The organism is Janibacter sp. CX7 (genome assembly GCF_024362365.1).
GTDB lineage: Bacteria > Actinomycetota > Actinomycetes > Actinomycetales > Dermatophilaceae > Janibacter.
The window spans coordinates 818201-838115 of sequence record NZ_CP101464.1 but is presented as its reverse complement, the minus strand read 5'-3'; the positions used below and the strand labels follow the sequence as shown (position 1 = coordinate 838115).

16 protein-coding genes and 1 tRNA gene are annotated in these 19915 nt (G+C 71.9%); 2 read left to right on the top strand and 15 right to left on the bottom strand.

Translation table 11 applies throughout. From position 1 onward, the window contains the following. Window positions 1-100 precede the first annotated feature (100 nt). The 10 genes from NMQ01_RS04140 to argS all read right to left on the bottom strand — a co-directional run bounded on the left by NMQ01_RS04140 (window position 101) and on the right by argS (window position 13835). Window positions 101-2074, bottom strand: a complete 1974-nt coding sequence (locus NMQ01_RS04140; protein ID WP_255185609.1) for an ATP-binding protein — start codon at window positions 2072-2074, stop codon at window positions 101-103. Then, entirely contained in the window at window positions 2071-3528 is a 1458-nt protein-coding gene (locus NMQ01_RS04135; protein ID WP_255185608.1) for a glycosyltransferase family 2 protein, read from the bottom strand. Before NMQ01_RS04135 ends, NMQ01_RS04140 begins: the two co-directional genes overlap by 4 nt. Further along, entirely contained in the window at window positions 3528-4616 is a 1089-nt protein-coding gene (locus tag NMQ01_RS04130; RefSeq protein WP_255185607.1) for a HEAT repeat domain-containing protein, read from the bottom strand. The genes NMQ01_RS04135 and NMQ01_RS04130 overlap by 1 nt, the downstream gene beginning before the upstream one ends. A gap of 2 nt (window positions 4617-4618) precedes the next feature. Continuing rightward, entirely contained in the window at window positions 4619-4993 is a 375-nt protein-coding gene (locus NMQ01_RS04125; protein WP_255185606.1) for a response regulator transcription factor, read from the bottom strand. Window positions 4994-5128: 135 nt separating this feature from the next. Further along, entirely contained in the window at window positions 5129-7036 is a 1908-nt protein-coding gene (gene rho, locus NMQ01_RS04120) for a transcription termination factor Rho (RefSeq protein WP_303708377.1), read from the bottom strand. 305 nt (window positions 7037-7341) lie between these two features. Then, window positions 7342-8283 (bottom strand): homoserine kinase, encoded by a 942-nt coding sequence (gene thrB, locus NMQ01_RS04115; RefSeq protein ID WP_255185604.1) that lies wholly within the window; start codon window positions 8281-8283, stop codon window positions 7342-7344. 2 nt (window positions 8284-8285) lie between these two features. Next, entirely contained in the window at window positions 8286-9389 is a 1104-nt protein-coding gene (gene thrC / locus NMQ01_RS04110) for a threonine synthase (RefSeq protein ID WP_255185603.1), read from the bottom strand. 3 nt (window positions 9390-9392) lie between these two features. Further along, window positions 9393-10715, bottom strand: a complete 1323-nt coding sequence (locus tag NMQ01_RS04105) for a homoserine dehydrogenase (RefSeq protein WP_255185602.1) — start codon at window positions 10713-10715, stop codon at window positions 9393-9395. Next, window positions 10712-12172 carry a diaminopimelate decarboxylase gene (gene lysA, locus NMQ01_RS04100; RefSeq protein WP_255186316.1) on the bottom strand — a complete coding sequence of 487 codons (1461 nt, stop codon included), beginning with the start codon at window positions 12170-12172 and terminating at the stop codon, window positions 10712-10714. The genes NMQ01_RS04105 and lysA overlap by 4 nt, the downstream gene beginning before the upstream one ends. Before the next feature lie 19 nt (window positions 12173-12191). Continuing rightward, complete coding sequence (argS, locus tag NMQ01_RS04095) at window positions 12192-13835, bottom strand: arginine--tRNA ligase (RefSeq protein WP_255185601.1); 1644 nt, start codon at window positions 13833-13835, stop codon at window positions 12192-12194. Window positions 13836-13930: 95 nt separating this feature from the next. Here argS and NMQ01_RS04090 point away from each other — a divergent pair. Beyond that, window positions 13931-14003 (top strand) — tRNA-Arg (locus NMQ01_RS04090). Between the two features lie 129 nt (window positions 14004-14132). Here NMQ01_RS04090 and NMQ01_RS04085 read toward each other — a convergent pair. The 4 genes from NMQ01_RS04085 to NMQ01_RS04070 form a co-directional block, all read right to left on the bottom strand. Further along, window positions 14133-15038 carry a hypothetical protein gene (locus tag NMQ01_RS04085; RefSeq protein WP_255185600.1) on the bottom strand — a complete coding sequence of 302 codons (906 nt, stop codon included), beginning with the start codon at window positions 15036-15038 and terminating at the stop codon, window positions 14133-14135. A 118-nt stretch (window positions 15039-15156) separates the two neighbouring features. Next, complete coding sequence (locus NMQ01_RS04080) at window positions 15157-15300, bottom strand: methionine/alanine import family NSS transporter small subunit (protein WP_255185599.1); 144 nt, start codon at window positions 15298-15300, stop codon at window positions 15157-15159. Next, the gene (locus tag NMQ01_RS04075) at window positions 15297-16847 is read right to left on the bottom strand and encodes a sodium-dependent transporter (RefSeq protein WP_255185598.1); all 1551 of its coding nucleotides are present in this window, start codon (window positions 16845-16847) and stop codon (window positions 15297-15299) included. The genes NMQ01_RS04080 and NMQ01_RS04075 overlap by 4 nt, the downstream gene beginning before the upstream one ends. A gap of 193 nt (window positions 16848-17040) precedes the next feature. Then, window positions 17041-18180, bottom strand: coding sequence for a helix-turn-helix domain-containing protein (locus NMQ01_RS04070; RefSeq protein ID WP_255185597.1), 1140 nt, complete (start codon window positions 18178-18180; stop codon window positions 17041-17043). A gap of 232 nt (window positions 18181-18412) precedes the next feature. Between NMQ01_RS04070 and NMQ01_RS04065 the strand changes: the two genes are divergently transcribed. After that, the gene (locus tag NMQ01_RS04065; protein ID WP_255185596.1) at window positions 18413-18859 is read left to right on the top strand and encodes a hypothetical protein; all 447 of its coding nucleotides are present in this window, start codon (window positions 18413-18415) and stop codon (window positions 18857-18859) included. 117 nt (window positions 18860-18976) lie between these two features. Here the strand turns inward: NMQ01_RS04065 and NMQ01_RS04060 are convergent, their stop codons facing one another. Continuing rightward, window positions 18977-19915: a hypothetical protein gene (locus tag NMQ01_RS04060; RefSeq protein WP_255185595.1), complete on the bottom strand. Its 939-nt coding sequence runs from the start codon at window positions 19913-19915 to the stop codon at window positions 18977-18979.

The window sequence follows — 19915 nt, the reverse complement described above, 5'->3', positions numbered from 1 at the left end:
CCTTTTCGCATTCCCCAACGGCAATGCAGGCTCAGCCACCCCCAACTTCGCAAAACCCTAGGGTTTTGCAGGGTTGGCCGCCCCTCAACTTCGCAAAACCCTAGGGTTTTGCAGGGTCGGGGGCGAGGGTGATCGTCACCGTCGTCCCCTCCCCTTCGACCGAGTCGAGGGTGACGCCGCCGCCGTGGGCCCGGGCGATCGTCTCGACGATGACCAGGCCCAGACCGGTTCCGGGCACGTGGCCCTCCTGGGCGTTGGACGCCCGGAAGAAGCGGGTGAACAGCCGCTGCTGGTCGGCAGCGGGGATGCCCATGCCCGTGTCGGAGCAGACGATGCGCACCTCGCCGCCCTCCTGCCGGGTGGTCAGGTGCACCCGACCACCGGCGGGCGTGAACTTCACGGCATTGCTCACGACGTTGCCGACGGCACGCTCGATCTGCCCCGCGTCACCGCGCACGAGCAGCGGCTCGTCACCGTGGTCGAGGACGAGCTCGACGCCGGCGGAGCGCGCCACGGGCTCGAGCTGCTCGACGACCCGGGTGGCACCGCACCGCACGTCGTGCTCCTCGTGCGTCTGCTGGACGGCGCCGCTGTCGAGCCGGTTGAGCAGAAGCAGGTCGTCGATAAGGCTGCGCAGCCGCTCGACGTTGCGCGAGATGACACCGAGCGCATTGCCCTGCGGCGCGGTGAGCTCGCCGAAGTCACCGTCCTCGAGCAGCTCGAGGTAGCCGGCGATCGAGGTCAGCGGGGTGCGCAGCTCGTGGCTCGTCGTGGCGGTGAAGTCCGACTTCTGCTGGTCCAGCTCCTCGAGCGAGGCGACGTAGCGCTGCTCGACGAAGGTGTGCGCCGCGTACTCGGCGACCCGCTCCATCGCCTGGACCTCGGCCTGGTCCCAGTCGTGCGGGGTGAGCGTGGCCACCGACAGCGCGCCCACCGCCTCGTCACCGAAGAGCAGAGGATGCAGCACCCAACCCTCGATGGACTCGCCGGCGGCCACCTTGGGCAGCGGCCGCGGGAAGGTCGCGGTGACCTCCTGCAGGTCCCGGGCGCGCAGGATCGGGGTCTCGGCGAGCAGCCGGGCCAGCCCCGGGATCTCCAGCTCCTGCACCGCAACCGAAAATCCCGCGCCGCTGGAGCTCCAGCTCCCGATCCGCTCGGCGGTGCGGGTCCCGGTGAGCCGGTAGATGGACACGGCGTCCACCCCGAGCCCCTCGCCCAGCCGGGCGCACGCGCTGTCCCAGCCACCGTCCCGGGCGGTGAGCAGTCCGGGCACGCTGCCGGTCACCCGGTAGAGATCGATCCGACGTTCGCGCTCCCGGTGCATCGAGGCATTGGACTCGGCGAGCGTGTTGAAGGCGCCCGCGAGCGCGATGACCTCGTCGGCGCCGTCGGTGACGTCCGCCCGCTCCAGCGTCGTCCCCGTCTGGTGCCCGGTGACGACCCGGTGCAGGGCCTGCAGCGGCCGCGCGAGTCGGCGGTGGGTGCGCCGCGTCTGGCCGATCGTCACGACGAGGGCGACGAGCGCCGCGCCCCCCATGACCGCCACCCCGCCCGTCATGAGCAGCCCGTAGCGGTCACGCCGCTCCTGCCGGACCTCGGTGATCTGCGTGACGAGGGCGTCGTGCTCCCGCTCGACCTCGGCGAAGGCCGGCGCGGTCTGCCGCAGGGGCGCCCGGGAGGGAGACCTCATCTGGGCGTCGGCGAGGCGGAACCACTCGTCGGCCGCGGCGATGAAGTCCTCGACCCTCCCTTCGTCCATGTCGGCGCGCTCGGCCCGCTGCAGCAGCACCGCCTCACCCCGCCGGAAGTCGTCCCTGGAGGCGACGTAGTCCTCGCGGAAGGTCTCCTCCTCGGTGAGGAGGTAGGCGCGATAGCTGCCCTGGGCCTCGGAGACGGTGATCCGCATCTGCCCGCTCTGCTCGTTGAGCGGACTGATCGTGCGCGTCGTCTCGAGCACCTCCTGGCGGATGACGAAGATCGAGGCGATCGACAGCAGCGACATGACGAGGATGACGAGCGAGAGCACGATGACGAGGCGCTCGAGCACCCGGGCGACGGTGTTGCGAGGGCTCATGACGTCGTCTCGTCACGGGTGTCGAAGCCGGTGCGGGTCATCGTCCCCCACTCGTGGCGGCTCCCCCGCAGGCTCTGCCACCACCCTTCGAGCCGCCAGACGGCGGTGGCCTGGCGGTAGCCGATGTTTTCGACCACGGCCGACGCGAGCGTGCTCAGCAGGTCACGCCAGCGCGGGTACTTGTGGAAGCTCAGCTCCTCGACGGTCATCGCCGCGAGCGTCACCAGCCCCGCGTAGCCGTAGGCGACGGCCATGAAGAGCAGGAAGTAGCCGACATCGACCACCCCGAGCAGCGAGCCGACGACGACGAGGACGAGGCCGAAGAGCTCGAGTGCGGGGGCGAGCAGCTCGAAGACCCAGTAGTAGGGCACGGCGATCATGCCGACCCGACCGTAGCGCGGGTTGAGCAACATCGAGCGATAGGCCCAGAGGGTCTCCCACAGCCCGCGGTGCCACCGGCGGCGCTGCTTGCGCAGCACCTTCGTCGTCTCGGGGACCTCGGTCCAGCAGATCGGCTCGGAGATGAACTCCACCCGGTAGTCACGCCGCTGCCGTCGCATGTGACGGTGCACCCGCAGGACGAGCTCGAAGTCCTCGCCGATGCTGTCCGGGTCGAGCCCACCCACCTCGACGAGCGCGTCCCGACGGAAGATCCCGAAGGCGCCGCTGATGAGGATGAGCGACTTCAGCCGTGACCAGCCGCTGCGCCCGAGGTGGAAGGCGCGCAGGTACTCGACGACCTGGATGCGAGCGAGCCAGTTGCGCGACATCCGCACCTCGGTGACCCGGCCGCCCCGGACGACGCAGCCGTTGACCGCCCGGATCACTCCCCCGCCGGCGACCATCCGCACCGGGTCCTCCGCGAAGGGCCGCACGACGGCGAGCAGGGCGTCGGGGTCGAGCACGGAGTCGGAGTCGACGAAGACGACGAGGTCCTGGGTGGCGAAGTTGACCCCGACGTTGAGCGAGTCGGAGCGCCCGGAGTTGGGCTTGCGCACGACGGTCAGCCGGGTGCGGCCGTTGCGGGGCACGTGCACGGAGGTGGCGTGCTCGCGCACCGCGAGGTCCTCGGGCATGCGACGCGGCACCTCGACGAGGTCGAAGGTCTCCCGCAGCACCTCGAAGCCCCGATCGCTGCTGCCGTCGTCGACGATGACGACCTCGTGCCGCGGGTAGTGCAGCGCGAGCATCGCCTGCGCCGCGACCCGGATGCCGGCCTCCTCGTTGTACATCGAGGTGACGACGCTGACCCCGGGCACGAGCCCGGAGCCGAGGAGCTCCTCGCGGCCGGCGAAGGGGAGCTGCCGGGACGAGCGTCGGAACTCCAGTGCCGCGGCGACGACGAGGACGAGGTAGGAGGTGTTGATGATGAGGAAGTAGACGAGGACCGGGAGCGCGATGGCCCCGAAGATCGCCTCGACGACAGGGGTGACCGGCTCCAGGACCTCGTCCATCAGCCTCGGCCTCGCCGCAGCTGGTGGACGGCCAGGCCGTAGGCCGCGGCCTGGCCGGAGGCGCCGGCGTCGTCCGCGTGGGCCTCGAGAGCGGCGATGCCGGCCGGTCCGTGGTCGACGAGGATCTCGGCCACGAGCTCACCCAGCCGCGGGTCGTCGTCGCCGAGGAGATCTGCGAGAGCGGCCACGGCATCCGGTCCGCCGAGCTCGCCGAGGGCGAGCGCCGCCGCCAGACGCACCGACCGGGGGCGGCCCGCGCGGGCCAGCGGGAGCAGGGTCCCGACGTCCGTGGCGGTGCCGACGGAGCCGAGAGCCCCGGCAGCCGCGGTGAGGACGACGGGGTCCTCCTCGTGGTCGAGCAGCGCTCGCAGCGCCGGTGCCTGCGAGAGGTGCTGGGCGCGACCGATCGTCAGCGCGGCAACGGCGCGCGTGCTCGCGTCATCGCTGGCGAGGGCGGCGCCGACGGTCGACGCCGCGGCCGGCCCGAGGGCGACGAGCGACTCGACGACGACCCACACGGGCAGCTGGCCGCGTCCCCGGCTGCCGGGGACGACGGCGTCGAGGAGCGAGCGCGCCGTGGCCGGGTCGCCGAGCAGTCCGAGCGAGCGAGCTGCGGTGACCGACACCCCGCGGTCACGGTCCTGCAGGAGGGGCGCGACCGCCTGGGATGCACCGTCCGCACGCATCGTGCCGAGCGCCCATGACGAGCGGGCCCGCTTCGTGCCGGACCAGGAGTCGACGCCGGCGAGGGCCCGCTCGTGCATCCCGTGCGCGGCGAGGACCTCGGTGATCCGCTCCGCAGGGGTGCCGCGCACCTTGCTCAGGTAGCCCACGAGCACCGGCTCGACGAGATCCGCCGAGCGGCCGCGGAGCCCGGCGAGCAGAGCTCGGGATCGCCCGTCGTCATCGCCGGAGACGACGGCCAGCACGTCCTCGCGCAGCGGGCCGACCCGCCGGGTCACGGCCCGGGCCCGCTCGCGGCGGGCCAGTCGCGCGACGACGATCGTCGCGACGAGGGCGACGACGGTGCCGAGCATGATCCACAGGCTCAGCCGCAGGATCCAGGGTTGGACGACGATCTCGCCCACGGTCAGCCTCGCTCGAGCAGAGCGGTGACGCGGTGCACGAGCTCGCGAGGGCTGAAGGGCTTGGTGAGGTAGTCGTCGGCGCCCGTGCTGAAACCCGCGTCGACGTCGACGTCCCGGGCCCGGGCGGTCAGCAGGATGACCTTGGTCGCGGTGAGCGCGTCGTCGGCACGGATCGCCCGCAGGACATCCAGTCCGGAGCGCCCGGGCATCATCACGTCGAGCACGGCGAGGTCAGGCCGGTGCTCGTCCACGGCGCGCAGGGCCTCGTCGCCGTCCGTGACCGGCACGACGGTGTAGCCGGCGTTCGAGAGCTTGAAGGACACCAGGTCTCGGATGTCCGCATCGTCGTCGGCGACGACGACGGTCCGCTCGGTCATGTGCGACCTCCGCAACGAATCGTGGTGTGCCGCAACCCTAGGCGTCATGCCCGGGTCGCGCAGGATGAGTGCTGACGACGAAGGGGGCCGCCGCGCACGTAGCGCAGCGGCCCCCCAGCCGTGTGTGGTCAAGACTCAGGCGGTCTCGTCCTCGTCGTCGAGCTTGATCGAGCTCGTCTGCTGGACCTGCATGAGGAACTCGTAGTTCGTCTTGGTCTTGCGCAGCCGGTCGATGAGCAGCTCGACGCCCTGCTGGGTGTCGAGGGCAGCGAGCACGCGACGCAGCTTCCACATGATCTTCAGCTCCTCGGGCGCGAGGAGGATCTCCTCGCGCCGGGTGCCGGACGCGTTGACGTCGACCGCGGGGAAGATGCGGCGGTTGGCCAGGCCACGGTCGAGCTTGAGCTCCATGTTGCCGGTGCCCTTGAACTCCTCGAAGATCACCTCGTCCATGCGCGAGCCGGTCTCGACGAGCGCGGTCGCGAGGATCGTCAGCGAGCCGCCGTTCTCGATGTTGCGGGCCGCGCCGAAGAACTTCTTCGGCGGGTAGAGCGCCGCCGAGTCGACACCACCGGAGAGGATGCGCCCGCTCGCCGGGGCGGCGAGGTTGTAGGCGCGACCCAGCTTGGTGATCGAGTCGAGCAGCACGACGACGTCGTGGCCCATCTCGACGAGGCGCTTGGCGCGCTCGATGGCCAGCTCGGCGACCGTCGTGTGGTCGTCGGCCGGGCGGTCGAAGGTGGAGGCGATGACCTCACCCTTGACCGCGCGCTGCATGTCGGTGACCTCCTCGGGGCGCTCGTCGACGAGGACGACCATGAGGTGGCACTCGGGGTTGTTGGTCGTGATCGCGTTGGCGATCGACTGCATGACCATCGTCTTGCCGGCCTTGGCCGGGGCGACGATGAGGCCACGCTGACCCTTGCCGATCGGGGCGACGAGGTCGATCATCCGCGTCGTGAGGACATTGGACTCGGTCTCGAGGCGCAGTCGGTCCTGCGGGTAGAGCGGCGTGAGCTTGCCGAACTCCGCGCGGCGCTTCGCGTCGTCGGGGGTCATGCCGTTGACCGTCTCGAGCTTGGCCAGCGGGTTGTACTTGCCGCGGTTGCCCTTGGTTCCGACGGTCTGTTGCTGCGGCTCCTCGCCCTCGCGGGCGGCCTTGACCTGGCCTGTGACGGCGTCACCCTTGCGCAGGCCGTTGCGCTTGACCATGCCGAGCGGCACGTAGACGTCGCCCGGGCCGGGCAGGTAGCCCGAAGTGCGCACGAAGGCGTAGTTGTCGAGGACGTCGAGGATGCCCGCGACCGGGACGAGCACGTCGTCCTCGGAGATCTGCGGCTCGGTGTCGTCGAACTGCTGGCCGCCGCCGCGACGCTTGTCCCGGTTGCGGTTGCGGTTGCGGTTGCGCCGACGGCCGCCGCGCTCGTCGTCGCCGCCCTGCTGGCCGCCGCCACCCTGGTTGCCACCCTGCTGGTTGCCACCCTGGTTGCGGTTGTCGTTGCGGTTGCCGCCCTGACGGTCGTTGCCGCCCTGGTCGTTGCGGTTGCCGCCCTGGTTGCGACCACCCTGCTGGTCGTTGCGGTTGCCGCCCTGACGGTCGCCCTGCTGGCGGTCACCGCCCTGCTGACGGTCGTTGCGGTCGCCGCGCTGCTGGCGGTCGTTGCCGCCCTGCTGGCGGTCATTCCCCTGACGGTCGTTGCCGCCGCGGCGCTCGCCGGAGTCGCGCTGGCCGCGCTCCTGCTGGTCGTTGTCCTGCTGGCCGCGGTCCTGCTCGGCGGGAGCCGACTCGCGGGAGGGGCGCTCGCCCCCCTTCGCCTCGGGGGCGGACTGCTCGGCCGGAGCGGCCTGCTCGACCGGGGCGCTCTGCTTGGCCGGGGCGCTCTGCGCTGCCGAAGTGCTCTTTGCCGCGGACTTCGCCGGGGCGGGCGCGGAGGAGCCGGACTGCTGGGCGCGGATGGCGGAGATGAGGTCGCTCTTGCGCATCTTGGCGGTGCCGGTGATCCCCATGCTCGAGGCGAGCTGCTGGAGCTGGGCGAGGCGCATGGCGCTCAGGGCGCCGGAGCGACGGGGCTGCTCGCTGGTCGCGGGAGCAGCGCTGTCGCCAGTCGTGGTGTCGGTCACGAAGGACCCTTCCCTCGTTGGGGCCACCCGGGACGGGCAGGCCTGATGAATCCCGTCAAGAGCGGGACGACTTGTCACTGATCCCCACGGCTGCGTGCCGGACCCGGAGGCCGATGGCACTCACGTGGGAGGAGGCTCCGGCCCATCGTGTGCGACTCGACGACGTCGCCGAGGCACCGGACCTGAAGGAGCACCGCCAATGTATCACTGCGGTGCCGGGTGAGGGATCACCCGCGCAGCTGCACCCCGTGCGCGGGCACCCCGGGGGTGAGCACCTGCCAGCCGGCGGCCACCTCCACCGTCACCCGACGCACCTCGTCGACGCGGTCGGCGTCGACGAGGACGAGGACGGACGGCCCCGCGCCGGAGATCGTCGCGGCCAGCCCTGCGGCGCGCAGGGCGTCGACGAGCCCCATGCTCTCCGGATAGCTCGGGCGACGGGCCTCTTGGTGCAGCAGGTCCGCGGTGGCGTCGACGAGCAGCTCGGGGGCGCTCGTCAGCGCGTGGACCAGCAGGCCGGTGCGCGCGGAGTTGGCCGCGGCGGTCGCCAGGGGCACGACCTCCGGCAGCACGGAGCGTGCGGTGTGCGTGCTCAGCGTCGTGCCCGGCACGAGCACGACCGGCGTGATCCGCGGGTCGAGGCGAAGGGGGACGGTCCGGGTCCGCGGCAGCGGCGCGCCGGCCTCCGTGACGGAGAGCGTCGCCCCACCGAAGACGCTGGCGGACGAGTTGTCCGGGTGCCCCTCGAGAGCTGCCGCGATGGTGTTGACGACCTCGAGGTCGAGCTCCTCCCCCGCGAGTGCGCCGCCGCGCACGGCCAGGGCGTGGGCAGCTGCCACGCCGGTGACGATCGCCGTCGCCGACGAGCCCAGCCCGCGTCCGTGGGGCACCGCGTTGGTCGCCTCGAGCCGCAGCCCGGCCGGAGCCGTGACGTCGAGGTGCTGCCACGTGGTCGCCATCGTCCGCACGACGAGGTGGCTCTCGTCGCGGGGCACCGAGTCGGCGCCCGAGCCCGTGACCTCGACCTGCAGGCCGGGCTGCTCGGTCACGGTGACCGTGCACTCGTCCCACACGCCGAGCGCGAGCCCGACGCAGTCGAATCCCGGGCCGAGGTTGGCGCTGGACGCGGGCACCGCGAGGGTGACCGACGTCCCGACGGGGATCGACATGGTCAGTCCTGCAGACCGAGCTCGCGGGCGATCGCGTAGGCCTCGGCGGGCACGCTCACGGGAGCGACGTCGGAGCCGTCGGCGTTCTTCAGGGCCCACTGCGGGTCCTTGAGGCCGTGGCCGGTGACCGTGCAGACGATCGTCGCGTCGGCCGGGACCCGGCCGGCGGCCGAGGCCTTGAGCAGGCCGGCGACCGAGGCGGCGGAGGCTGGCTCGACGAAGATGCCCTCGCGCGCGGAGAGGATGCGGTGGGCGGCGAGGATCTCCTCGTCGGTGACCGCCTCGATGCGCCCGCCGGACTCGTCACGGGCGGCCTCGGCCTGCTGCCACGAGGCGGGGTTGCCGATGCGGATCGCCGTGGCGATCGTGTCGGGCTCGTCGACCGGGTGGCCCAGGACGATCGGCGCGGAGCCGGCGGCCTGGAAGCCCCACATCTGCGGGGTGCGGGTCGACACCGGCGCGAGCGTGCCCGAGACGCCCTCGGTCTCGGTGGCGTACTCGCGGTAGCCGCGCCAGTAGGCGGTGATGTTGCCGGCATTGCCGACGGGCAGGCAGTGGATGTCCGGGGCGTCACCGAGCGCGTCGACGATCTCGAAGGACGCGGTCTTCTGCCCCTCGATGCGCGCGGGGTTGACCGAGTTGACCAGCTCGACCGGGTAGGTCTCGGCGAGCTTGCGGGCCACGTCGAGGCAGTGGTCGAAGTTGCCGTCCACCTGCAGCAGGGTCGCGCCGTGCGCGATCGCCTGCGAGAGCTTGCCCATCGCGATCTTGCCCTCGGGCACGAGGACGGCACAGGTCATGCCGGCCTTGGTCGCATAGGCCGCAGCCGACGCCGAGGTGTTGCCGGTGGAGGCGCAGATGACGGCCTTGGCCCCCTTCGCCGCGGCCATCGACATCGCGGTCGTCATGCCCCGGTCCTTGAAGGAGCCGGTGGGGTTGAGGCCCTCGTACTTGACGTGGACCTGCGCGCCGACGAGCTCGCTGAGGTGCTCGGCGGGGATGAGGGGGGTCCCCCCTTCGCGCAGGGTGACGGTCGGGGCACCGGCCAGCATCGGCAGCCGGTCGGAGTACTCGGTGATGACGCCGCGCCACTGGTGGGCTGCCATGTGTCAGTTCCCTTCAACACGCATGACGGAGGTGACCTCGTTGACCGTCTCGAGCCGGGCGAGCTCGGCGACGGTCGCGGAGAGTGCGGCATCGGTCGCCGCGTGGGTGACGATGATGAGCATCGCCCGCGCCTCGCCGTGGTCGTCGGTGACCACCTGCTGGCGCACGGTCTCGATGGACACGCCGTGGTCGGAGTAGACCTGCGCGACGCTCGCGAGGACACCCGGACGGTCGGCCACGTCGAGGCTCACGTGGTAGCGCGTGATCGCCTGCCCGATGGGCAGGACCGGCAGGTGCGCATAGGCGCTCTCCCCCGGCCCGCGACCGCCGGTGACCCGGGTGCGCGCGACGGCCACGATGTCGCCGAGCACGGCGCTGGCCGTCGGGTCGCCGCCGGCGCCCTGGCCGTAGAACATCAGGTCGCCCGCGCCCTCGGCCTCGACGAAGACCGCGTTGTAGGCCTCGCGCACGGAGGCGAGCGGGTGGCTGAGCGGGATGAGCGCCGGGTGCACCCGGGCGGAGATGCCCGGGGTGCCGTCGGGGCCCTCGACCCGCTCGCAGATCGCGAGCAGCTTGACGGTGCAGTCCATGTCGCGCGCGGCCGCGATGTCGCGGGCGCTCACCTCGGTGATGCCCTCGCGGTGCACGTCGGCGCTGCCCACGCGGGAGTGGAAGGCCAGCGAGGACAGGATCGCGGCCTTGGCCGCCGCGTCGAAGCCCTCGACGTCGGCGGTCGGGTCCGCCTCCGCGTAGCCGAGTGCCTGGGCGCGCTCGACCGTCTCGGAAAAGCCGGCGCCCGTGGAGTCCATGGCGTCGAGCACGAAGTTCGTCGTGCCGTTGACGATGCCGATGACCCGACGGATCGAGTCGCCGGCGAGCGAGTCGCGGATCGGGCGCAGGATCGGGATCGCCCCGGCGACCGCAGCCTCGTAGTAGAGGTCGACGCCGTGGTCGGCGGCCGCCGCGTAGAGGGTCGGGCCGTCCTCGGCGAGCAGCGCCTTGTTGGCCGTCACGACGGAGGCGCCGTGCTCCATCGCCGAGAGGATGAGGCTGCGGGCCGGCTCGATGCCGCCGATGACCTCGACGACGATGTCGGCGCGGGTCACCAGCTCGGCGGCGTCCGTCGTGAAGAGCGCCGGGTCGACGCCCAGGTCGGAGCGGTCGCGGCCGGCGCGGCGCACCGCGATGCCGACGAGCTCGAGCGGGCGACCGATGCGCTGGGCGAGGTCGTCGGCCTGCGTGATCAGCTGGCGGGCGACGCTGCCGCCGACGACGCCGCCACCGAGCAGGGCGACGCGAAGGGGGGTCTGCTGGTCGGTGGTCATCGGACCTCCTGCGGGGCGGGCTCGTCCACGTCGAGGGCGAGCAGGTCGTCGATCGTCTCGCGGCGCACGATGACGCGCGCGACACCGTCCCGCACGGCGATGACCGGCGGGCGGGGCGTGTGGTTGTACTGGTTGGACAGGCTGCGGCAGTAGGCGCCGGTGCCGGGGACGGCGATGAGGTCGCCGGGCGTGATGTCGGCCGGCAGGTACTCGTCCATGACGACGATGTCGCCGCTCTCGCAGTGCCGCCCGACGACGCGGACGAGGCGCGGGCCGGCGCTCGACGTGCGGCTGGCGAGGGTGCACGAGTAGTCGGCGCCGTAGAGCGCGGTGCGCACGTTGTCGCTCATGCCGCCGTCGACGCTGACGTAGGAGCGGATCGCGTCGTGGGCGACCTCGACGTCCTTGACCGTGCCGATCTCGTAGAGGGTGAAGGCGCTCGGGCCGGCGATCGCACGGCCGGGCTCGATGGAGATCCGCGGCAGCGGCGCCTCGGGGTGCCCGTCACGCAGCTCCTTGAGCTCCCGGTCGACGAGGGCGGCCATCTGGCTGCCGAGCTCGCCGGCGGTCAGCGGCGTGTGCTCCGAGGTGTAGGCGATGCCGTAGCCACCACCGAGGTCCATCTCGGGCATCGCGATGCCGTGGACGTCGGCGACCTCGGTGTGCAGCGCGACGAGCCGCCGGGCGGCGATCTCGAATCCGGAGACGTCGAAGATCTGGCTGCCGATGTGGCTGTGCAGCCCGAGCAGGCGCAGGTGCTCCCCCTTCTCCACGATGGCGTCGATCGCGGCGCGGGCCTGGCCGCCGGCGAGGGAAAAGCCGAACTTCTGGTCCTCGTGCGCCGTCGCGATGAACTCGTGGGTGTGGGCCTCGACGCCGACGGTCACGCGGACCATCACCGGCGCGACGACCCCGAGCTCGGCGGCGACGGCGGCGACGCGGTCGATCTCGGCGAAGGAGTCGACGACGATCCGGCCGACGCCGTACTCCAGCGCCTGGCGCAGCTCGGCGACGGACTTGTTGTTGCCGTGCAGGGCGATCCGCTCGCCGGGGAAGCCGACGCGCTGCGCGACGGCGAGCTCGCCACCGCTGCAGGTGTCGAGGTTGAGCCCCTCCTCCATGACCCAGCGGGCGACCGCGGTGCACAGGAAGGCCTTGCCGGCGTAGTAGACGTCGGCACCGGCCACGGCGTCGAAGGGAGCGGTGAAGTCGTCGCGGAAGGCCCGTGCGCGGGAGCGGAAGTCGTCCTCGTCGAGGACGTAGGCGGCGGTGCCGAAGTCACGGGCGATGTCCGTGACGGGCAGGCCCGCCACCGCGAGCACGCCGTCGACGTTGCGCTCGACGTGGGTCGGCCACAGCTGCGGGAGCAGCTCGTTGACGTCGTGCGGCGTCGGCAGCCACTGGGGCGCCGCCCCGTAGCCGTCGGCGTGGAGGATGCCGGCCTCGTGGGCCCTCATGTTCGTCGCCATGCCGGCCTCACATCCGCTCGGGCGCGGAGACGCCGAGCAGGTCGAGGCCGTTGGCGAGCACCTGGCGGGTGGCGTCGTTGAGCCACAGGCGGGTGCGGTGCGTGTCGGTCGTCTCCTCGTCGGAGCGCGGGCGCACGCGGCAGGTGTCGTACCACTTGTGGAAGTGGCCGGCGAGGGTCTCGAGGTAGCGCGCGACCCGGTGCGGCTCACGCAGCTCGGCGGCATGGGCAACGACCCGCGGGAAGTCGCCGAGCGTCGCGAGCAGGGTCGCCTCGGTCGGGTGCGACAGCAGGCCGGGGTCGAAGGCGTCCTCACGACGCACGCCGTCCTCGGCCGCCAGACGGGCGACGTTGAAGGTGCGGGCGTGGGCATACTGCACGTAGAAGACGGGGTTGTCGTTGGTCTGCTTGCGCAGCTCCTCGCCGTCGAGGCTGAGCGGGCTGTCCGCGGGGTAGCGGGCCAGCGAGTAGCGCACGGCGTCGGAGCCGATCCACGAGATGAGGTCGCGCAGCTCGACGATGTTGCCGGCGCGCTTGGACAGCTTGGCTCCGTCGAGGTTGACCAGCTGCCCGATGCGGATCTCGATGTTCTTCGCCGGGTCGTCGCCCGCGCAGGCGGCGATCGCCTTGAGCCGGGCGACGTAGCCGTGGTGGTCGGCGCCGAGGAGGTAGATCTTCTCCGGGAAGCCGCGGTCCTTCTTGCTCAGGTAGTAGGCGGCGTCGGCGGCGAAGTAGGTCGGGACGCCGTCGGCGCGCACGAGCACGCGGTCCTTGTCGTCGCCGAAGTCGGTCGTGCGCAGCCAGACGGCACCGTCGCGGTCGTCGACGTGGCCCTGCTCGCGCAGGCGGGCGATGGCCTGCTCGACCGCTCCCCCGTCGTGCAGCGTCTTCTCCGAGAACCACACGTCGAAGGTGACGCCGAAGTCCTCGAGGGTGCTGCGGATGTCGGCGAGCTGCGCCTCGTAGCCGATGGAGCGGGCGGTCGCGAGGGCCTCGTCGGCGGGCAGCTCGAGCAGGTCGGGGCGCTGCTCGAGGGCGGTCGCGGCCAGCTCGTCGACGTAGGCGCCGGGGTAGCCACCCTCGGGAGTCGGCTCCCCCTTCGCCCGGGCGAGGACCGAGGCGCCGAAGTTGTCCATCTGGGCGCCGGCGTCGTTGATGTAGTACTCGGCCGTGACGTCGGCGCCGGAGGCGGCGAGCAGGCGGCGCATCGAGTCGCCGAGCGCGGCCCAACGAGTGTGGCCGATGTGCAGCGGGCCGGTCGGGTTGGCCGAGATGAACTCGAGGTTGACCACGTGGCCGGCCATCGCGTCGTTGCGGCCGTAGTCGGCACCGGCCTCGACGATGGTGCGCGCGAGCGCGCCCGCGGAGGCGGCCTCGAGGGTGATGTTGAGGAAGCCGGGGCCGGCGACCTCGACGGAGGCCACGCCCTCGGCCTGCTCGAGGCGGGCGGCGATCGCGGTCGCGACGTCACGGGGCTTCATGCCGGCAGGCTTGGCGAGCTGCATCGCGACATTGGTCGTCCAGTCGCCGTGGCCCTTCTGCTTCGGTCGCTCGACCCTGATCCCGGTGGGCACCTCGACGGTCAGGTCGCCGGCCTCGACGGCGGCGGTGAGGGCGGCACGGATGGCGTCGACAAGCTCTTCGGGGGTCACGGTCGCTCAGTCTAGGTGCGCTACCACGTGCGTCGATGCGCTGGCCGATTCTCGGGACGCCCACCCCCGGTGCTAATCTCACCGGGCACCACCCCGCCTCCGTAGCTCAGGGGATAGAGCACTGGTTTCCGGTACCAGGGGCCGCAGGTTCGAATCCTGCCGGGGGCGCGTTTTTTCACGAAGGGCCGCCAGCACTCGCTGGCGGCCCTTCGTCGTGCCCGGCGGTCCTCCCGCGGGCTGGGTCGATGTATCCGGGTGCGTCAGGACTCACCCGGATACATCGACCCAGGTGCTCACTCAGCCGGTCTGCACGACCTTGGGGATCTCGGGGGTCGGCGCCGTGACCACGGGGGTGCCGGCGTCGTCGCCCGGCTCCTCCGTGCCGGTGCCCGGGTCGTCGGTGCCGGGCTCGTCGCTGCCGGGCTCGTCGGTGCCGGGCTCGTCGGTGCCGGGCTCGTCGCTGCCCGGATCGTCCGTACCGGGGTCAACCGTCCCGTCGTCGCTGCAGTCTGGCGCGGTGACGGTGACGCTGTCGAGCAGCTCCCCCTTCGCCCCGTAGAGGCTGTAGGTGTGCTCGCCCTCCTCCATCGCGATCGCCTGGGTGCGGCTGCCCCCGGGGCTGACGAAGGTCCCGAGCTGGACGAGGCCGTCGACGGCGTAGGCGATGAAACCGTTGTCCGTGCCGGTGTTGTCGTAGTCGAAGGGCAGGACCGGCGGCTCGAGGGACTGCTCGGTCGGGTTGGTGCACGTCGGCTCGGTGAAGGCCCCGTCGACGACCGCCGCGGCGACCCGGTCGTTGGGGAACACGTCGGACGTCGGGTCCGGCGATCCCTCGGGACACTCCGGCGCGGTCACGGTGAGCTCCTGCTCGCCCCCGGCGACCTCGCGCAGCCGGTGCTCGCCGCTGGCGATCGGCGCGAGGGTCTCGGTGACCGTGGTCTGCCCCTCCTGCAGCGCGGTACGTGAGTAGCCGGACTGGTCGTCGACGGCGAAGAGGATGTTGCGCCAGGAGGTCACCGCGGTCGGCACCGTGTACGTCACCACGGGCGAGGGCGCGCCGTGGTTGCGGCACGACGCCTGCGTCTCCCACTCGACGACCTGGAAGCTCCCCTCGACCGGCGCGGAGGTCGCGGCGGGCGCCGCGATCCCGACGAGAGCCACCCCCAGCGCTCCGGACATGACCCAGCTCGGCAACGTGCGCATGGCATCTCCCCTGGTCCTTGCGCGGCCCATCGCCGCGCCGGCAGTCACAAGATAGCGGCACCACAGCACGAAGGGAGCCGACGACACCTGGTCGTCGGCTCCCTTCGTCCTGCTGCGGTCAGAGGTCGCGGTGGACCTCGAACTCACGCACGTCCTCGGCGGCGGAGTCGCCGTTGCGGGCCAGGTTGGTGATCGCCAGCGCGAGGCCTCCCCAGATGACGAGGATCGCGACGATCATCATGATGATCGCGGTGGTGGTCATGACTGCTCACCTCCGTCGACGGCCACGGTCGGGTCCTCGAGCGAGACGTCCTTGCGCCACGGGATGAAGGACAGCACGATCGCGATGATCGGCAGCGCGATGACCATGCCCCAGCCGAAGACGTTGAGCAGGTCGGCCGGGTAGTCCTCGTAGGGCGCGGCGAGCCTGTCCCGCAGCGCCTGCCAGAGCATGACGATCAGCAGGATCGGGACGACGACGGCCACGAGCGCCGGCCACCAGCCCTTGAGCTTGACCGAGCTGCGCGCGTCGAGGTGCTCGCGCAGCACGGGCAGCTTGCGGAAGACGTAGGTGACGGCGAGCATCATCACGGCCGCGACGGCGATGATGCCGAAGCTGTTGACGAAGGCGTCCATCGTGTCGAGCACGTAGAGCCCACCGGTCGTCGCAAACATCAGCACGCTGATGACGGCGATCGGCACACCCACGACGAAGGTCGCCGCGAGGCGGGAGATGCCGACCTTGTCGCGCACGGCACCGATGATCACCTCGACGATCGAGATGAGCGAGGTGATGCCGGCGAGCAGCAGCGAGACGAAGAAGAGCACGCCGATGATGACGCCGCCGGGCGCTTCGTTGATGATCGTCGGGAAGGCGATGAAGGCCAGACCGATGCCGCCGCTGCCGAGGACCTCGCCGACAGAGGTGCCCGCCGTCGTGGCCATGAAGCCGAGGGCGGCGAAGACACCGATGCCGGCGAGCAGCTCGAAGCCCGAGTTGGAGAAGGCGACGACCGCACCCGAGCCGGTCATGTCGGTCTTGCGGCCGACATAGCTGGCGTAGGTGATCATGATGCCGAAGCCGACGGAGAGGCTGAAGAAGATCTGCCCGACCGCGGAGATCCACACGGCGCCGTCGGTCAGGGCACCCCAGTCGGGGGTGAAGAAGGCGTTGAGCCCCTCCATCGCACCGTCGAGCGTCAGCGCCTGGATGACGAGCACGATGAAGGCGAGCACGAGCACCGGGATGAAGACGACGGCCGTGCGGCCGATGCCGGTCTGGACGCCGAGGGCGAGCACGCCGATCGTCACGACCCAGACGATGACCATCGTCCAGGTGATCTCGGGGACGAAGTCCATCGTCGGCCCGGGGGCCTTGGCCCGCTGCAGGTAGTCGTGCATGAAGTACGTCTCGGGGTCGTCGCCCCAGCCCTTGGTGAAGGACAGGACCGCGTACTTGCTCGCCCACGCGAGGATCGCCGCGTAGTAGACGGCGATGATCACGCAGATGAGGACCATCCACCAGCCGAGCCACTCGGCGCCCCGGCCGAGACGGCGAAGGGAGAGCGGCGCCGACCCGCGGTAGCGGTGACCGATCGCGTAGTCGAGGTAGAGCAGCGGGATGCCCGCGAAGAGCAGCGCGCAGAGGTACGGGATGATGAAGGCTCCGCCGCCGCCCTCGTAAGCGACGTAGGGGAAGCGCCAGATGTTGCCCAGGCCGACGGCCGAGCCGATGGCCGCGAAGATGAAGACCTTGCGTGAGGAGAAGCCTTCCTTCGCGGGGGCCTGCACCTCTGGTGTGCTGGACATGTCACTCTCCTGGTGTCGGATGAACCCCAGCATGTTCCAGTATCCGCCCCAGATGTGGCCCACGCCACGCCGACTTCGCCGCGATCCGCCCCTGCTCCCTGCTCCCTGCTCCCTGCTCCCTGCTCCCTGAGGAGCTTGCGCAGCAAGCGTCTCGAAGGGAGGCGTCGTCCGGGACCGCCAACAGCGGCCGGGCTCAGTCCTCCGCCGCCAGCGCGGTCAGCAGCAGGAGCAGCTCGGAGCGCACCTGGGCGTCCTCGAGCTCGTCGGCGAGCAGGTCGCGCAGCCGGTTGATCCGGCCGCTCACCGTCTGCGGGTGCACCCCGAGCGCCTTGGCGGTCGCAGGCCGGTGGCCCCAGTGCCGCAGCCACTCGTGCAGGGTCTGCAGCAGCGGCTCGCGGACCTCCGCGGGCAGGCGGTCGATCTCGACGAAGTACTTGCGCCGCAACGCCTCGAGCACCGAACGGTCGGCAGTGCTGGCCAGCTCGAGGAGCTCGTCGTCGACGAAGACCGGACCCGCCCCCGACGCCCGGCGTCCGGTGAGCCGGTCGCCCAGCGCGAGCGAGTCGGGCAGCCCGGCCAGCGGCACGACGGGGCCGACGGTGCAGTCGACGTCGGCGACGAGCGGACGCAGCGTGGTGGCGAGCAGCCCCTCGGTCACGGGCGCGACGAGGACGACGTCGCGCTCCCGCTCGTACCGGGCGAAGGGGAGGTCCCCCCGGCCCCGTAGCCGGTCGGCGTCCTCGGGCGCGACGACGACCGCGCTCACGTGGGTGCCCGCCGGCCACCCGACGAGGGCGGCGAGGTCGGCCGCGCCGGGCGCGCCCGCGACGAGCAGCTCGCCGAGGCGCCGCGCCTGCACCGACTCACCGTCGCCTGCCGCGAGGGCGTGGCCGCGCAGCGCGGCGACGACGACCGCCTCCCCCGCGGCGACGACGCGCGCGAGGAGCCCGACGACGGCTTCGGGGTCGGCAGGGGTGGCCCCGGCGAGAACGAAGCGGTGGACCTGCGCCTGGGTTCGCACGGCCGACAGCCGGATCCCGACGGCCAAGTCGTCGGCGGAGATGCCCGCGCCGGCGGCGCCAGTCCCGACGCGCTCGTAGATGCTGCCCGGGGCGTCGATGCGCTGGAGGTCGTCGGCCACGAGGACGTCGAAGAAGTCGCGGAGCAGCTCGGTCACGAGGCCGGGCCATTGGCTCTCCGCGGGGACGTCGAGGCGCCCGAGCCGGCGGGCGACGTCACGCATGAGCCCGGGCGTCAGCTGCTCGACCTGCTCCGCGTGGGTGGCCAGGAGCTCGCTCGCCAGCCGGCTGGCGGCCGCGGTGGTCCCCGTCATCGCACCGCCTCCCTCGCGGTCTCGCGGGCCCCTCCCCAGGTCCCGTCGTCCGGAGGATCGTCACACATCCCCTCTCGAGATGCGAGGACTGTCATGTCGTGATATTGGCAACCCTCGCTCCTGTCACCTCGGGCGAAGGCGCGGGGGCGGGCGGCTGAGCACGATGACGCGTGGCGGGGGCCGGTGTTGGAGGGGGTCCGCGCGACACCGACATCATCAGGAGAAGCACCACATGAGCACCCCGCAGATCTCTCGCCGCAGCGTCGCCAAGGGCATCGCCTGGACCGCGCCGGCCATCACCATCGCCGCCACCGCCCCGTCGCTCGCCGCGTCCGAGAGCGAGATCCCGAGCATCGACGAGGGCCGCAGCCACGGCACCCGCTGCCAGGGCGCCTCCCAGGAGCCGGCCGGCTACAACAAGGGCTACCGCGTCTTCCTCGCCGTCGAGCCCGCGACCGCGCCGGCCCCGGTGCTCGTCTCCGTGGTCAACGGCAGCGGCGAGACCCAGACCGTCGTCCGCGGCCCGCTCGCCGTCTCCGGCGAGCCCGGTGTCTACGAGTACGTCGTCGAGGGCGGCTCCAGCGCGACCTGGCTCGACATCACCTACACGATCGGCGACGGCCCGGTCACGGCCGCCCGCATCCAGACCAGCCCGCACTGCGCCGGCTACGAGTACTGAGCGACTGGCCGTCTCCCTGCCAAGCGCTGCATCAGGTGGTCGAGTGGTGCTGCATACCCGCAGGTATGCAGCACCAACTGACCACCTGATGGCGTTGTCAGCGCTCTCGCACCATGGTCACGCCCCGCACGGGCGGACGGGAGCCCCGGGGAGCTCGAGGGAGTCCTCGATCGCGGCCAGGCCCGCCGGATCGAGCGCGCAGTCGAGATGTCCCGCCAGCCGCCGGAGCAGGGCCAGTCGCCGTGGCCGCGCGTAGTAGTCACCCTTGGTGAAGTCGACGAAGAGCCACCCGCTGCCCTCGATCAGTCGCCGCCGCGCGATGTCGTCGTCACCGCGCCCGTAGTCGCCGAAATGGTGCGCGCCCTGGTACTCCCCCACGACCCGCCGCTCGCGCCAGACGAGGTCGCTCGTGGCGAGCCAGCCGCCGTCGGGGTCGTGGATCTCGACGTTGAGCGCGGGCTCCGGCAGACCCGCCCGCACGAAGAGCACCCGCGATCGGGTCTCCATCGCCGACCGACTGCCCAGCCGGATCCACTCGAGCGCCTCCCGCGCGCGGACCGCTCCCGGCACCCGGCGCCCCGCCCGCTGGCGAAGGGGGTCCATGCTCCTCAGGCGTCGGGCGACCGCGTCCCCGAGCACGACGAGGTCGGCGAGGGGCAGACTCGCCGCGAGGTCGATCCACGTGTCGGCGAGAGAGGTCACCGGCACTCCCGCGACCCGGTCCGCCTCGCGCGCGCCCCGGTGTGCGACCACCCCCGGTCGACGCAGCCGCGTGCCCGGTGCCGTGACGTGCAGGGCCAGGTGCTCGCAGGAGCGTGGGACCGGCAGATCCCACACCAGGGCCGCCGAGCAGTGCGACAGCAGCAGGCCAGGCCGCACGAGCGAGAGCATCGCGAAGCGCTCGGCGATCGTCACCGGCGGGGCGTGGGCCCGGACCCCGCGATAGGGGTTGGGCAGAGTCCGCAGACTGCTCATCGGGACCTTGGCCCCCTTCGCCACGCGCACGGCGAAGGCCCCCTGGGCGAAGGGGTCGGGAAGGTCTCGAGGTCGGGCCAC

What these genes read in the sequence shown, in the direction of transcription:
- lysA (WP_255186316.1), bottom strand. Translation starts at nt 12,172, where the DNA reads ATGAGGGCCCACGAGGCCGGCATCCTCCACGCCGACGGCTACGGGGCG.
- NMQ01_RS04140 (WP_255185609.1), bottom strand. Translation starts at nt 2,074, where the DNA reads ATGAGCCCTCGCAACACCGTCGCCCGGGTGCTCGAGCGCCTCGTCATC.
- NMQ01_RS04135 (WP_255185608.1), bottom strand. Translation starts at nt 3,528, where the DNA reads ATGGACGAGGTCCTGGAGCCGGTCACCCCTGTCGTCGAGGCGATCTTC.
- NMQ01_RS04125 (WP_255185606.1), bottom strand. Translation starts at nt 4,993, where the DNA reads ATGACCGAGCGGACCGTCGTCGTCGCCGACGACGATGCGGACATCCGA.
- NMQ01_RS04080 (WP_255185599.1), bottom strand. Translation starts at nt 15,300, where the DNA reads ATGACCACCACCGCGATCATCATGATGATCGTCGCGATCCTCGTCATC.
- NMQ01_RS04085 (WP_255185600.1), bottom strand. Translation starts at nt 15,038, where the DNA reads ATGCGCACGTTGCCGAGCTGGGTCATGTCCGGAGCGCTGGGGGTGGCT.
- NMQ01_RS04105 (WP_255185602.1), bottom strand. Translation starts at nt 10,715, where the DNA reads ATGACCACCGACCAGCAGACCCCCCTTCGCGTCGCCCTGCTCGGTGGC.
- thrB (WP_255185604.1), bottom strand. Translation starts at nt 8,283, where the DNA reads ATGTCGATCCCCGTCGGGACGTCGGTCACCCTCGCGGTGCCCGCGTCC.
- rho (WP_303708377.1), bottom strand. Translation starts at nt 7,036, where the DNA reads ATGCGCCTCGCCCAGCTCCAGCAGCTCGCCTCGAGCATGGGGATCACC.
- thrC (WP_255185603.1), bottom strand. Translation starts at nt 9,389, where the DNA reads ATGGCAGCCCACCAGTGGCGCGGCGTCATCACCGAGTACTCCGACCGG.
- NMQ01_RS04070 (WP_255185597.1), bottom strand. Translation starts at nt 18,180, where the DNA reads ATGACGGGGACCACCGCGGCCGCCAGCCGGCTGGCGAGCGAGCTCCTG.
- NMQ01_RS04065 (WP_255185596.1), top strand. Translation starts at nt 18,413, where the DNA reads ATGAGCACCCCGCAGATCTCTCGCCGCAGCGTCGCCAAGGGCATCGCC.
- NMQ01_RS04075 (WP_255185598.1), bottom strand. Translation starts at nt 16,847, where the DNA reads ATGTCCAGCACACCAGAGGTGCAGGCCCCCGCGAAGGAAGGCTTCTCC.